13 protein-coding genes and 1 pseudogene are annotated in these 13,564 nt (G+C 64.8%); 10 read left to right on the top strand and 4 right to left on the bottom strand.

Translation table 11 applies throughout. From position 1 onward, the window contains the following. Positions 1-4: 4 nt before the first annotated feature. From QFZ60_RS14705 to QFZ60_RS14665, 9 genes are all read left to right on the top strand, one after another. Complete coding sequence (locus QFZ60_RS14705; protein WP_307091350.1) at positions 5-907, top strand: bifunctional methylenetetrahydrofolate dehydrogenase/methenyltetrahydrofolate cyclohydrolase; 903 nt, start codon at positions 5-7, stop codon at positions 905-907. 129 nt (positions 908-1,036) lie between these two features. After that, on the top strand, positions 1,037-2,011 hold the full coding sequence (locus tag QFZ60_RS14700) for an ABC transporter ATP-binding protein (RefSeq protein WP_307091349.1): 975 nt from the start codon (positions 1,037-1,039) through the stop codon (positions 2,009-2,011). Then, the gene (locus tag QFZ60_RS14695; protein WP_307091347.1) at positions 2,004-2,849 is read left to right on the top strand and encodes an ABC transporter permease; all 846 of its coding nucleotides are present in this window, start codon (positions 2,004-2,006) and stop codon (positions 2,847-2,849) included. The genes QFZ60_RS14700 and QFZ60_RS14695 overlap by 8 nt, the downstream gene beginning before the upstream one ends. Next, positions 2,846-3,661: an ABC transporter permease gene (locus QFZ60_RS14690; RefSeq protein WP_307091345.1), complete on the top strand. Its 816-nt coding sequence runs from the start codon at positions 2,846-2,848 to the stop codon at positions 3,659-3,661. The genes QFZ60_RS14695 and QFZ60_RS14690 overlap by 4 nt, the downstream gene beginning before the upstream one ends. 130 nt (positions 3,662-3,791) lie before the next feature. Beyond that, on the top strand, positions 3,792-4,355 hold the full coding sequence (locus tag QFZ60_RS14685; protein ID WP_307091344.1) for a hypothetical protein: 564 nt from the start codon (positions 3,792-3,794) through the stop codon (positions 4,353-4,355). A gap of 10 nt (positions 4,356-4,365) precedes the next feature. Then, positions 4,366-5,199: an exodeoxyribonuclease III gene (locus QFZ60_RS14680; protein ID WP_307091343.1), complete on the top strand. Its 834-nt coding sequence runs from the start codon at positions 4,366-4,368 to the stop codon at positions 5,197-5,199. A gap of 16 nt (positions 5,200-5,215) precedes the next feature. Beyond that, positions 5,216-6,259, top strand: coding sequence for a tryptophan--tRNA ligase (trpS, locus tag QFZ60_RS14675; protein ID WP_307091342.1), 1,044 nt, complete (start codon positions 5,216-5,218; stop codon positions 6,257-6,259). A gap of 121 nt (positions 6,260-6,380) precedes the next feature. Then, positions 6,381-6,968 (top strand): 2'-5' RNA ligase family protein, encoded by a 588-nt coding sequence (locus QFZ60_RS14670; RefSeq protein ID WP_307093330.1) that lies wholly within the window; start codon positions 6,381-6,383, stop codon positions 6,966-6,968. Positions 6,969-7,077: 109 nt separating this feature from the next. Next, positions 7,078-8,001 carry a YihY/virulence factor BrkB family protein gene (locus QFZ60_RS14665; protein ID WP_307091340.1) on the top strand — a complete coding sequence of 308 codons (924 nt, stop codon included), beginning with the start codon at positions 7,078-7,080 and terminating at the stop codon, positions 7,999-8,001. 38 nt (positions 8,002-8,039) lie between these two features. On the opposite strand, the gene QFZ60_RS14660 is transcribed toward QFZ60_RS14665, so the two are convergent. Both QFZ60_RS14660 and QFZ60_RS14655 read right to left on the bottom strand, forming a co-directional pair. Next, positions 8,040-9,233, bottom strand: a complete 1,194-nt coding sequence (locus QFZ60_RS14660) for a hypothetical protein (protein ID WP_307091338.1) — start codon at positions 9,231-9,233, stop codon at positions 8,040-8,042. A 100-nt stretch (positions 9,234-9,333) separates the two neighbouring features. Beyond that, the gene (locus QFZ60_RS14655) at positions 9,334-10,278 is read right to left on the bottom strand and encodes a hypothetical protein (protein WP_307091337.1); all 945 of its coding nucleotides are present in this window, start codon (positions 10,276-10,278) and stop codon (positions 9,334-9,336) included. A gap of 350 nt (positions 10,279-10,628) precedes the next feature. Here QFZ60_RS14655 and QFZ60_RS14650 point away from each other — a divergent pair. Further along, positions 10,629-11,877, top strand: a pseudogene (locus tag QFZ60_RS14650) (ABC transporter substrate-binding protein). Between the two features lie 39 nt (positions 11,878-11,916). Here the strand turns inward: QFZ60_RS14650 and QFZ60_RS14645 are convergent. Next, positions 11,917-12,690: a S9 family peptidase gene (locus QFZ60_RS14645; RefSeq protein ID WP_307091335.1), complete on the bottom strand. Its 774-nt coding sequence runs from the start codon at positions 12,688-12,690 to the stop codon at positions 11,917-11,919. A 91-nt stretch (positions 12,691-12,781) separates the two neighbouring features. After that, positions 12,782-13,564, bottom strand: a complete 783-nt coding sequence (locus QFZ60_RS14640; RefSeq protein ID WP_134164564.1) for a succinate dehydrogenase iron-sulfur subunit — start codon at positions 13,562-13,564, stop codon at positions 12,782-12,784.

The raw sequence follows: 13,564 nt of genomic DNA, 5'->3' as shown, positions 1-13,564 counted from the left end.
TCCCATGACTGAAACCACCACCGCAAAGATCCTTGACGGCAAGGCCACCGCCGCCGCCATCAAGGCGGAGCTGACCGAACGCGTGGCCGCGCTCAAGGCCCGGGGTGTCACTCCCGGCATCGCCACCGTACTGGTGGGCGCGGACCCTGCCTCGCAGCTGTACGTTTCCATGAAGCACAAGCAGTCTGAGCAGATCGGGATGAACTCCATCCAGCGCGAGCTCCCGGCTGATGCCACCCAGGAGCAGGTGGAGGCCCTCATTGACGAACTCAATGCGGACCCTGCCTGCCACGGCTACATCGTCCAGTTGCCGCTGCCCAAGCACCTGGACCAGGACGCCGTCCTGGAGCGCATCGATCCCGCGAAGGATGCTGACGGCCTGCACCCGACCAACCTTGGCCGGCTCGTGTTGAACGTCAACAACAAGATCGACACCCCACTGCCGTGCACGCCCCGCGGGGTCATCGAGCTCCTGGAGCGCAACGGCTACAGCCTGGCAGGCAAGCACGTCGTGGTGGTGGGGCGCGGCGTCACCATCGGCCGCTCGATCGGCCTGCTGCTCACGCGGCGGGACGTGAACGCCACCGTGACCCTGACGCACACCGGCACGAAGAACCTGTCGGAGCTGCTGCGGCAGGCGGACGTCATCGTGGGCGCGGCCGGTGTGAAGCACATCGTCAAGGCCTCGGACGTGAAGCCGGGCGCGGCGCTGCTGGATGTCGGGGTTACCCGAGAGACTGATCCGGAGACGGGCAAGAGCCGCGTCTACGGCGACATCGATCCCGCCGCCGCCGACGTCGCCGGCTGGATTTCGCCAAACCCCGGCGGCGTGGGCCCCATGACCGTGGCGCTGCTGATGACCAACGTGGTGGAGGCCGCGGAACGCGCGGCAGCCCACGCGGGCTAGTCCAGGCATTAAACGCCCGACGGCGGCACGGCACCTTTCGTATGGAAGGCGCCGTGCCGCCGTCGTGCGTTTAAAGAGGAAACTGCAAGCACACTTCCAGATGCGCCGCGCCTCCATTAGTCTGCACAAGTGCACAACCACGCCCTGACCCCCTCCGGCACCCTGACCGGGGGCCCGCAGTCCGGCACCGTCATCTCCGCCCGGAACCTAACCAAGACCTATGGTGACGCGGCGGCTGTGGACGGCATCTCCTTTACCGTGCCCGCGGGGGAGTCCTTCGGGCTGCTGGGGCCCAACGGAGCGGGCAAGTCCACCACCATGAAGATGATCGGCGGCGTGACCCGCCGGACCGCTGGACAGCTCAGCATCATGGGCCTGGACCCGGACACGCACGGGCCCGAGGTGCGCGCCCACCTGGGCGTGGTGCCGCAGCAGGACAACCTGGATGAGGAACTGCGCGTCCGCGACAACCTCCTGGTCTACGGCCGCTACTTCGGCCTGCCCATGAGCTACCTCAAGCCGAAGGCCGACGAACTGCTGGAGTTCGCCCAGCTGACGGACAAGGCCAGGTCCAAGGTGGACGCGCTCTCCGGCGGCATGAAACGGCGGCTCACCATCGCCCGTTCCCTGATCAACGAGCCGCGGATCCTGCTCCTTGACGAGCCCACCACCGGCCTGGATCCGCAGGCCAGGCACATCCTGTGGGACCGGCTGTTCCGGCTCAAGGAGCAGGGCGTCACCCTGATTCTCACCACCCACTACATGGATGAGGCCGAGCAGCTCTGCGACCGGCTGATCGTGGTGGACAAGGGCCGGATCATGGCGGAGGGCTCACCCGCGCAGCTGATCCGCCAGCATTCCACCCGGGAGGTGGTGGAACTGCGCTTCGGTTCGGAGCGGAACGCCACCATCGGGGCGCAGCTGGAAGGGATCGGGGAGCGTCTGGAGGTGCTGCCGGACCGGGTGCTCGTCTACGCGCACGACGGCGAGTCAGCCCTTGAGCAGGTAGCGGCCCGCGGCCTGAGGCCGCTGACATCACTGGTGCGCAGGTCGTCGCTGGAGGACGTCTTCCTTCGGCTCACCGGCAGGAGCCTCGTTGACTGAGGACACGTTGGCGGGCGGGGCCGCCCGTGCCCACAGTCCTGCCGTCGCGGCTGCGAAGGCGCGGCGCTGGGGCGCCTTCTACTATGCCGAGCAGGTGCTGCGGGTAATGAAGGGCTACACCTGGTCCATCCTCATGTACAGCGTGGGCCAGCCGGTGGCGTACCTGTTCGCGATGGGCGTGGGCCTGGCCACCCTGGTGGATACCGGCAACACGGCGTTCGGCGGGGTGTCCTACCTGGTCTTCATCGCCCCTGCGCTGCTCGTGTCGGCCGCCGTGATGACTGCAGCCAACGAGTTCACGTTTCCGGTGATGGCCGGATTCAAGTGGCGCCGGACGTACTTCGGGCCGCACGCCTCGCCGCTCACCCCGGGACAGATCGCCGCCGGGCACATCATGGCCGTGACGCTGCGCCTGGTCCTGCAGTCAGCCCTGTACTTTGCCGCGGTGGCACTGTTCGGGGCCTCGCCCTCGGGCTGGGGCTGGGCCGGCATTCTGGTGGCCACCCTCGCCGGGCTGGCTTTCGGGCTGCCGCTGATGGCGTACTCCGCCTCGATCACGGAGGACAAGGGCCAGTTCGCGCTGGTGATGCGGTTCATCGTGATGCCGCTCTTCCTGTTTTCCGGGACGTTCTTTCCGCTGGACAACCTGCCGCCTGCCGTCCGCTGGGTGGGATGGGTCTCGCCCATCTGGCATGGCACGGAACTGGGCCGGGTGCTCAGCTTCGGATACGGGGAACCGCCGCTCCTAACGGTCCTGCACGTTGCCGTTCTGGCGGCGATGGCAGTCATTGGCTGGGTCCTGACGCGGCGCCGCTTTGCCTTGAGGATGGGCCAGTGACCGCCGCCACCGAGCAGGCCCGCAGCCGCACCTTCGGGCCCCTGTATTCGCACAATGCCAGGGCGGTCATTGCCCGCGGCCTCATGGCCACAAGGAGCAGCAACTGGCTGGTGATGGTGTCCGGGTTCTTCGAACCGGTCCTGTTCCTCATTTCCATGGGCGTGGGACTGGGCGGCATCGTGGGAGACGTCCAGGGGCCTGACGGCACCACCATCAGCTATGCGGCCTACATTGCCCCGGCACTGCTGGCCGTCTCCGCGATGAACGGCGCAGTCTACGACTCCACGTGGAATGTTTTCTTCAAGATGAACTTCGCCAAGCTGTACCAGGGGATGCTGTACACGTCGCTGGGACCGCTGGATGTGGCGTTGGGCGAGATCTTCCTGGCCCTGCTGCGGGGGATGCTCTATGCCACCGGCTTCACGGCCGTCATGGGAGTGATGGGACTGATCACCACGCCCTGGGCGGTGCTGATGATTCCTGCATCGGTGTTGATCGCCTTTGGGTTCGCCAGCCTGGGCATGGGCATCACCAGTTTCCTCAAAACCTTCCAGCAGATGGACTGGATCAACTTCATCCTGCTGCCCATGTTCCTCTTCAGCGCCACGTTCTACCCGCTCAGCGTCTACCCGCAGCCCATCCAGTGGTTCATCCAGGCCATGCCGCTCTGGCACGGCGTTGAACTGCTGCGGCAGATCAGCGTGGGCAGTTTTACGGCTGCAACCCCGGTTCATGTTGGCTACTACCTGGTGATGACCGCCGCCGGCATGCTGCTGACCACCCTGCGCCTGCGAAGCCTGTTCCTGAAGTAGCCCGCCCAACTAGGTAGCAGCAGATGTCGTTTAGAGGGGTCTAAAGGACATCGGCTGCTACCTAGTTGGGAATGTTCGCCGGGGGTGGAAGGCGGCGGGAGCACAGCCCGCCGTTTGAGACAATAGCTGCATGCGAACTTTGGGCAGCTCCTCGTCATCCGCCAAACCCGTCCGGGGCGGCTTTTCGATGTTTCGGATCAGCGGGCCGGGCCTGATGGTCCTGGTGACGGCGTTCATCGTCGCCGTCATCTTCGCCGCAAACCAGAACGACGTCGTGGGCTGGGTCGTCGCAATCATCGCCGCCTTCTGGCTGGCGCTGGCTGCGTTCGTGGTCTTCAGCATCCAGCGTGCAGCCAAGAAGGCGGGCGCCAAGCTGTCCGAGGCCCAGAGCGCCTTTAACACGGCAACGGGCCGGGCGCCGGCGCGCCAGTCCGCCGACGACGGCGGCACCCGGGTGGTGTACGAGCGTTCCGAGGCCGACGAGGTGCGGGACCTGAAGCTGGACCACTCCTTCAAGATCGTCCAGGTGCAGATCCGTGTGGTGGAGGAGGAGCGCGCCAAGGGCGCCGCCGCCAACCAGGACACCATCAACCGGGCCCTTGAGACCATTGAGATCACAGCCACCAATGCCAGGGACATGATCAAGTCCTCCGGCGGCAGCGGGGAGCCGGTGACTGGAACCATCATCGACTAGAGTGGAGCGGGTGAGCTCGGCATTGAAGAAGGACCACCTTCGCATCGCATCCGTTAACGTAAACGGCCTCCGGGCTGCCTACAAGAACGGTATGGCGGCCTGGCTGGAGCCGCGCGAAGTGGACATCCTCTGCCTGCAGGAAGTCCGCGCCCCTGATGCCATCGTCCGGCAGCTGCTGGGGGAGGGCTGGCATATCCTGCACGCCGAGGCCGAAGCGAAAGGCCGTGCCGGCGTCGCCATAGCCTCCCGGGAAGAGCCGCTGGAAACCAGGAACGGCATCGGCGACGACTACTTCGCCACCGCCGGGCGCTGGGTCGAAGCAGATTTCCGCGTCCGCGATACCGCAGGGAACCCCGTGCAGCTCACCGTTGCCAGTGCCTACGTGCACTCCGGTGAAGTGGGGACTCCCAAGCAGGACGACAAGTTCCGATTCCTGGACGTCATGAGTACCCGCCTGCCGGAGCTGACCAAGCACAGCGACCATGCCCTGGTGGTGGGCGACCTGAATGTTGCCCACACGCCCCGGGACATCAGGAACTCCAAGGGCAACCTCAAGAAGGCCGGGCACCTGCCGGAAGAACGTGCCTACTTCGACCGGTTCTTTGGCGAGGAGATTGGCTGGCACGACGTCCACCGGACCCTGGCCGGCGACATCGACGGGCCGTACACGTGGTGGTCCTGGCGCGGCAAGGCATTCGACAATGACACCGGCTGGCGCATCGACTACCACCTGGCCACTCCCGAACTGGCCGCATCCGCCATTTCGGCTGTCGTGGACCGTGCAGCCACCTGGGACACCCGCTTCTCCGATCACGCCCCGCTGGTAGTGGACTACCAGCTCTAAGCCCGAAAGTTTTTCCATGACCAGCCAGACTTCCCCCACTGCCAAGAAGCGCATTCTTTCCGGCGCCAAGCCCACTGCCGACTCCCTGCACCTGGGCAACTACATCGGTGCCGTGCGCAACTGGGTGGACATGCAGGCCGAGTACGACGCCGTCTTCTTCATTCCGGACCTGCACGCCATCACGGTGGACTTCGACCCCGCCGAACTCGCCAAGCGGACCCGCATCGTGGCTGCACAGTACATTGCGGCCGGTATCGATCCGGACAAGAGCATCTTCTTCGTCCAGTCCCATGTCCCCGAGCACGCGCAGCTCGCCTGGGCGCTGAACTGCATCACCGGGTTTGGTGAGGCCTCCCGGATGACCCAGTTCAAGGACAAGACCCAGAAGTCCGGCGCGGATTCCGCCACGCTGGGTCTTTTCGCCTATCCCACGCTTATGGCCGCGGACATCCTCCTCTACCAGAGTGACCTCGTGCCTGTTGGCGAGGACCAGCGGCAGCACCTGGAGCTCACGCGGAACCTGGCGCAGCGTTTCAACACCAGGTTTGGCCAGACGTTCACGGTTCCCGAGGCCACGATCGTGAAGGAAAGCGCCAAGATCTACGACCTCCAGAATCCCAGCGCCAAGATGTCCAAGACGGGGGAGTCCCCCAACGGCGCCATCCAGCTGCTGGAGGATCCCAAGATCGCGGCCAAGCGCATTAAGTCGGCAGTGACCGACGCCGGCACGGACATCCGCTTCGACCCCGAGGAAAAGCCCGGGGTGTCCAACCTGCTGACCATCTACTCGTCGCTCACCGGCAAGTCGGTGACGGAGCTTGAAGCCGAGTACCAGGGCAAGATGTACGGCCACCTCAAGGTTGACCTCGCCGAAGTGGTGGTGGACTTCGTTACCCCGCTCCGCAACCGGACCAACGAGCTGATGGCCGATCCCGCCGAGCTTGACCGGCTGCTGGCCCTGGGCGCGGAACGGGCCCGCGAGATTGCCTCCGTCACCCTTGGCCAGGTGTACCAGCGGATGGGCTTCCTTCCGTCCCTCAGCCTCGCAGGGGTCCGCTAGCGCCATGTCTTCGCGAAACGTCACCGCCAGGGGAGGGGCCTGCTCTGCCGGCCAGGTGGAACGGACCCTGGCCGACAGCTTCGATGACAAATCGGGCCGGCGCGCGGCCACGGACCATGACATGGCGGGCAGCGAAGAAATCAGCGTTGGCGTCATCCTTGGCTTTCCAGCCGAAATCGCCGGGGAACTGCAGCGCTGGCGGGCATCCTTTGGCGACCCCCTGGCAGACGTTGTACCGGCGCACATCACTCTGGTCACCACCACCCCCACCCAGGACTGGGAAGCAACCCGCCGGCACGTCCGTGAAGTTGCCCGCTGCCAGAGTCCCTTTATGGTGACCATCTCCGGGACCGGAACCTTCCGGCCCGTCTCTCCGGTGGTCTTCATTAACGTGGAGGACGGGTTCGATGAGTGCGTGGACCTGCACCGCAAGCTCCAGCAGGGCCCGCTCCACCGCGAACTGCCCTTTGCCTACCACCCGCACGTCACCATCGCCCATGACGTCGCCCCGGAAAGCCTTGATGAGGCCGAAACGGTGCTGAAGAACTACAGAGCGACCTTCCCCGTGGTTAGCATGGGACTCTATGAGCATGATGCCGACGGCATCTGGCAGCTACGGGAAGAGCTGGACTTTGGGACCGAAACTGACAACCACGCCGGCGCCCGCTTCACGGACGCTGCCGCGGACTCCGCAACCGAAGACGGCTGACCAGCAGCCGCTGCCTACCGAGCGCGCCCAGCTGAAGCTGGCGGTCATCCAGAAAAGGATGGAATGGGGCAAAACCAGGAGATCCGGGGGCGGGCTGTTGCCGAGTCTGATGGCAACGATGCAGTGGCTGCAGGCCAAGCTCAACACCCTGCGTCCCATGCGGGCGTTCCAGCACTACAACCTCCAGCACGGTCCCTTGCTGAGCGCCGGCATTGGGTTCCGGATGTTCTTCTCCATCACAGGCCTCCTGACTACCGGCTTCTCGGTTGCCGGGCTTGTCCTCAGGAGCCAGCCGGCCCTGCTGGACACCATTATTGCCACGGTGGCGCAAAGTGCCCCGGGGCTCCTCAAGGTGGGTAACGGGGAAGGGCTGGTGGACCCGAAAGACCTCCTGAACCCGGACGGCCTCGGCTGGACCGCGGTGATTGCTGCCGTGGTCACCGTCATCACGTCGCTGGGCTGGATCAACGGCATCAGGGACGGCCTGCGCGGCGTGCTGCAGATGCCTCCGCTCGTGGTTAATCCCATCCTGATGAAGCTGCGCGACGCCGGAACCCTGCTGCTGCTGGGCGTGGCCCTGGTAATCAGCGCCGGAGCTTCACTGGTGTTCGGGACGCTTGCCGGGTGGGTAGCGGACTTCCTGAACCTCACCGATGCCGTAGCCGGCCCCCTGACGACATCGGTCAAAATCGGTGTTCCGCTGGTTCTGAACTGGGCTACGGCGCTGATCATGTTCCGGCTGGCCGCCGGGCTCAAGCTGTCCCGCCGGGCGCTGATCGAAGGCACTGTCCTGTCCGCCGTGGGCACCACCGTCCTGCAGATCTTCAGCACCGAACTCCTTGGCGGTGCCAGCCGCAACCCCATCCTGGCGCCGTTTGCCATCATCATCGGCCTGCTCATCTGGTTCAACCTGGTCAGCCAGGTCTACCTTGTCTCTGCGGGCTGGGCAGCCGTCCGCGAGGCGGACCTGGAATCGGACACCGGCCCCCGCAAGACCATCCTCGGAGCCCGGCGGACCACACCGCAAACCTGAGGCGCAGGAGAGCGGGAGGATCCCACTACTCCTGACAGTTAAGGAGCCCGCACCAGGCCCTCCCACGCTACTGTCCAGTCGGACGGAAAGCCTGGTGCATGCCGGTCCGGGCCGTTGTCCCAACCTGCAGCCATCAGGGCGACGGCGGCGAGAAGGCCGCCATTACCGGGAAGGTACAGCGGCAGGGAGTCCGTCTGCCGGTTGTGCCCGTTGACCAGGGCGGTGTTCTTGGGCGCTTCCTGCAGGAGTGCGTCCACAGCCGTTTCAGGTTCGCCCAGCCGGGCGGCGGTCATGGCCATGACCGGATAGTCCCAGCCCCAGGTACTGTCCCAGTCCCAGTCAGCAAGGACGTCGGCGAGGGTGGCCCGCATGACGCCTTCGTCGATCAGGTCCGTCAGCGGGAGGACGCCAAGTGCGCAGAGCATCGAGGGGTGGTCTGTCCTGATGGTGAATGGTTCCACATCCATGGCCGCGTACACACCATTGATCACGCGCGGAGGCACCAGTCCGTCGGCCACCGCCAACCATGATTCGACGGGTTCCAGGCCCAGCCGCCCGCGCCATGCCGCGGCAATCCGGAGAGCCCACTGCCAGTAGGCCAGTTCGAATGTCGGGTTGGTGACGGTGGTACGGAGCGGCCCATAGCTCTCCTGCGCGGGAATGAGCGGCGGCCCCAGTTCGAACCCCCGCGCAGTGGGGTGGGCGAAACTGGCCATGAAAGCAGCGGATTCGAAGACGATCTCGGCGAATTCCTCGAGTACCGCCGGGCTGGGGTTGGCCCGGTAGACCAGTTCCGCCAAGTGGATGGGATGCGGCTGCTGCCAAATCAGGAAGGTTCCGATGGGGCTGGGGCTCTCCCTGCCATCCGGTCCTACCTGCTTTGGCCAGCGGACGCCGTCGAACCCCTGCATCCTGGCCGTCTGCCGGGAGCTCTCCAGCACCGATGAATACCAGCGGAGGGACGGCAGGAGGAGTTCCGGCCGGTTCCAGTGCGCAAAGTGGGCAGCATGCCACCAGTGCATCTCAAGGTGGAACCGGCCCCGCCAGGAGTTGCAGACGAGACCGGTTTCCTGCGGGGGCAGCGACCCCGAACAATTGACCGTCGTGAGGTATTGGGACAGCACGATGCGGCGCTCCAGCTCCCTGGCGCGGGGATCATCCGTTGCATCAAGTTCAATCGCGCCGCCGGAGGACCAGAATTCCGGCCAATACGCCGCGGACGCTGAAGCCACGCTGTCCGCCGGTGAAAGCACGACGCCGCTACCCCCTGGGCCGGGCCTGCTTCCCTTGGCTGGCCCGGCAGTCAACCTGTTGTTCCCCCGTGGAATGCAGTCACCGTCCTCGCCGGAGCTGAAAGCAACGGAGAAGTCCAACACTCCGTCCCCCGCGCCGGTCCGGAGTACCGGGTACGATCCGCAGACGGTGTTGTTCCGTCTGGATCACCGTAAAGTCCTGCCCAGTGATCTTCACCTGATAGCGGGAGTTGTCCAACTGCCGGCTGGCGGTCCACATCCTGGCGTCACCGCGGTTTTCTGCGGTCACCGTTTCAGTGAGTGAAGTTGTGTGCGCATCGGGGCTGTTCCAGTCGGCGGCGTCGTGCCAGGCCTCAGAGCCATAGGGAAAGCCGACGCCGACCACCAGGCCGGAGCCAAGAGCGGGCGACTCCACGCGGAAGCCAAGTTCGTCCCGGTCCGGGTGGCATGCAGTCGTGACTCTTACCGGCTGGCCTGCCACTGTGAAGTGACTGGTCACCACCCCAGTCCACAGATCCAGGGTTTGTTCAGTGTCCGTCACCTCAGCCCTGGTGATGGCGCGCTCTGAACCGTCCTCCACCCAGCGCAGCCCAATCCGTCCCAGATCCAGTCGATGGGCGTTCGCGCGGAGCCAGGTTTCAGCTGCTGAGGTATCGGTCTCGCGGTCGTTGACGATATCGCCCACCATGTCCACGTAGGGCACCGGACCGCGGGGCGAATCATAGAGAAGTGTCGAGTCGTCCAGGTGGTAAGTGTGTGGAGCGGGCACAGAGTGCCATCCCCATTGGGCCTGGGTGCCCAGCAAAGTGCCCGGCGGCAGGTCGCCGCGGGCGCCCACCGGGTACTCTTCGGGGAGGCTCTGAAGGCCGGTGAGGTCCATGGTGCAAGCGAACTCGCCGTTGCCCACCGATACCGGGCTTCGCGGATCGAGGTGCTGCTGCCGGACGTTGTGCCGCCGCACGAGTTTCCTGCGGTCAATGCCGGCGTGGGATGCCGAACTGTCGCTGGCTTTTTGGCTGTGCACTTTGCACGCCCTCCTGTTGCTGGGTGTTTTGACGCTGGGAAACCGATGTGAATACTTCGCGCGGCATCAGGCATGAGCAACGCGGACGCTCGGACAACGACCGCAGAAACCGCTTTCCGAGCCGTTTCAATAGTTGTGGTGGCTTTCGATGATGTCAACCCCAAGTCTGGCGTGAGCCCTCCCGCGGGTCTGCCGACACCGGCGGCAACCGGACGGGATGGCTGCGCTGGGCAACCTTTGCTCCACTGCGAATAGTTCAGAGCCGAAACTATTGACCCGCCGATACGGCTTTGATACGTTTCAGGAACCGTTTTCCAGACCACCTTCTGATTGAGGAAGAAGCCTGCCCAATGACGCGTCAAGGTATCCGAGGCATTCGTAAATCCATCGCTGTCCTGTCCGCCGCGGCCCTGCTGGCTACGACCGCCGCCTGCTCGAGTCCGTCCTCCAACAAAGCCGAGGACGGGCCTGTTGAAATCCGTTTTTCCTGGTGGGGCAACGCGGGCCGCGCGGACCTGACCAACAAGGCGATCGCGGAATTCGAAGCGGCGAACCCCAACATTAAGGTCAAACCGGAATACGGCGATATCAGCGGCTACTTCGATAAGCTCGCCACCCAGATGGCCGCCAACGATGCTCCGGACGTCATCACCATGGGCGGCGCGTATCCAGCCGAGTATGCCAACCGCGGGGCCTTGCTGGACCTGTCGAAGGTGGAGGGTTCGCTCGAACTGTCCAGGATTGACCAAGGGGCGCGGGAGAACGGGCAGGTCAAGGGCAAACAGTACGGCGTCTCCACCGGAGCCAACGCGCTGGCCATAGTGGTCAATCCGGCCGTCTTCGCTGCAGCCGGCGTTCCCCTTCCGGATGACAGCAACTGGAGCTGGGACGACTTCGCCAGGATCGCTAATGAGATCACCACCAAGAGCCCGAAGGGCACGTATGGAACGGCAACCGTCCTCACCCATGACTCCCTGGACGCCTTTGCCCGCCAGCGCGGGGAATCCCTCTACACGCAGGACGGCCAACTGGGATTGGGCAAGCAGACGGTACAGGACTACTTTGATTACTCGCTGAAGTTGAGTGATTCGGGTGCAGCTCCGAGTGCCTCGGAAACGGTGGAGAAGCTCAACGTCAGCACGGAGCAGACACTTATGGGCATGGGGAAGGCCGGGATGATGCTCACGTGGAGCAATTCACTGACCGCCCTCAGCAAGGCCTCGGGCGCGGACCTGAGACTGCTCAAGCTTCCCGGCGAAAAGCCCACCCCGGGAATCTGGCTTCAGTCCTCGCAGTTCTACACCATCTCCGCGCGCAGCAAGCACACCGACGCCGCCGCAAAGCTGGTGAACTTCCTGGTCAACAACCAGGCCGCGGCCAAGATCATCCAGAGCGACAGGGGCATTCCCGGTAACGCTGAAATGCGGACAGCCATTCAGGACCTGCTCACACCCCAGGGCAAGGTGGAAGCGGAATACATCGACCAGATCGGCAAGATGGACTTCGCCCCCACGTACATTGGTCCCACCGGATCTGCTCACACCCGAGAAGGCGGCGGAGCAATGGATCAGCGAGAGCAAAGCGGCCATCGGCAAGTAGGTACCGGCACCAGGCGCGGCCACTGAGGGCAGGTCCGGGTCAGGCGGGTGCCGCGTCGAGGTACTGGTCCGCCCAGGCGGCGATGATCCGCGCCGCCCGGGCCGCTTGGCCCTTGCCGGTCAGGAGATGGTCGCTTCCCTCAAGGGAGACGAAGTTCCGCGGATGCCTGGCCGTCTGGAAGATGGTGCTGGCATTCTCGATCCCCACGGTGTTGTCGGTGGGGGAGTGCAGCACCATCAACGGCTTGTGCAGCTGTTTGATGCAGTCCGTCAGGTCCGCGTTCTCCAGGTCCTCCACAAAGTGCCGGCGGATCTCCACCCGTTTGCCGCCCAGGTCCACTTCAGCGCTGCCCTCGCTCAGGATCCTGTCCAGTGCCGCATCGAAGACGTGGGCCACGTGCTTGGGGGAGAAGGGTGCCCCGACGGTGGCAACGGCATCCAGCTCAGGAATCTCCCGCGCGGCGGCAAGGACCGCGGCGCCGCCGAACGAGTGGCCCACCAGGAGGGAGATTTCCTTTCCCTGGCTGCGCATGAACTCCGCAGCCTTCACTGTGTCCGCCACCTTGTGGCTGAATGAGCCCGATGACCATTCTCCGGCCGAGCCGCCCAAGCCCAGGTTGTCGAAGCGCAGCATGCCGATGCCGCTGTCCGCCAGCGCCTTGCACATCCGGGACGCGGAGGGGCTGTCCTTGCCCAGTGTGAAACCGTGCGAGAAGACGCCCCAGCCTTTGACGGGACCCTCCGGGACGTCAATGATGCCGGACAGCGTCTCGCCGGTGGAACCGGTGAAGGACACTTTTTCGGAGCGGGACAAGGAGGACCCCTTTCTGCTGAAACGGCCGACGGCGCCCCCACCACGTGTGGTGAGTGACGCCGTCGGCCGTTATATCTATTAGTGAACGTGCCTAGATCTTGCGGGCCAGGATGGCCTGCTTGACCTCCGCGATGGCCTGCGTGACCTGGATGCCGCGGGGGCATGCCTCGGAGCAGTTGAAGGTGGTGCGGCAGCGCCACACGCCTTCCTTGTCGTTGAGGATCTCAAGGCGCATGTCGCCGGCATCATCACGGGAGTCGAAGATGAAACGGTGGGCGTTGACGATTGCGGCGGGACCGAAGTACTGCCCATCGGTCCAGAACACCGGGCAGGAGGACGTGCACGCGGCGCACAGGATGCACTTGGTGGTGTCGTCAAAGCGCTCACGGTCCTCGGCGGACTGCAGGCGCTCCCGGGTGGGCTCGTGGCCCTTGTTGATCAGGAACGGCATGACCTCGCGGTACGACTGGAAGAAAGGCTCCATGTCCACGATGAGGTCCTTCTCCACCGGCAGGCCCTTGATGGGCTCCACCGTGATGGGCTTGGACGTGTCCAGGTCCTTCAGCAGCGTCTTGCAGGCAAGGCGGTTGCGGCCGTTGATGCGCATGGCGTCGGAACCGCAAACACCGTGGGCACAGGAGCGGCGGAAGGACAGGGTGCCGTCCATCTCCCACTTGACCTTGTGCAGGGCGTCCAGGACACGGTCCGTGCCGTACATGGTCAGGTGGAAATCATCCCAGGTAGCTTCCTCGGAAACCTCCGGGTTGTACCGGCGGACCCGCATGTGGACGTCAAACGTGGGGATTTCCCCGCCCCCGCCAACGCCGGCAGGAAGTTCAACCTTTGAGGCTGGCTCAGCGATTTCAGCGGTCAT

The organism is Arthrobacter sp. B2I5, assembly GCF_030816735.1.
Taxonomy (GTDB): Bacteria; Actinomycetota; Actinomycetes; order Actinomycetales; family Micrococcaceae; genus Arthrobacter.
This window is presented reverse-complemented; position numbering and strand designations above follow the sequence as displayed.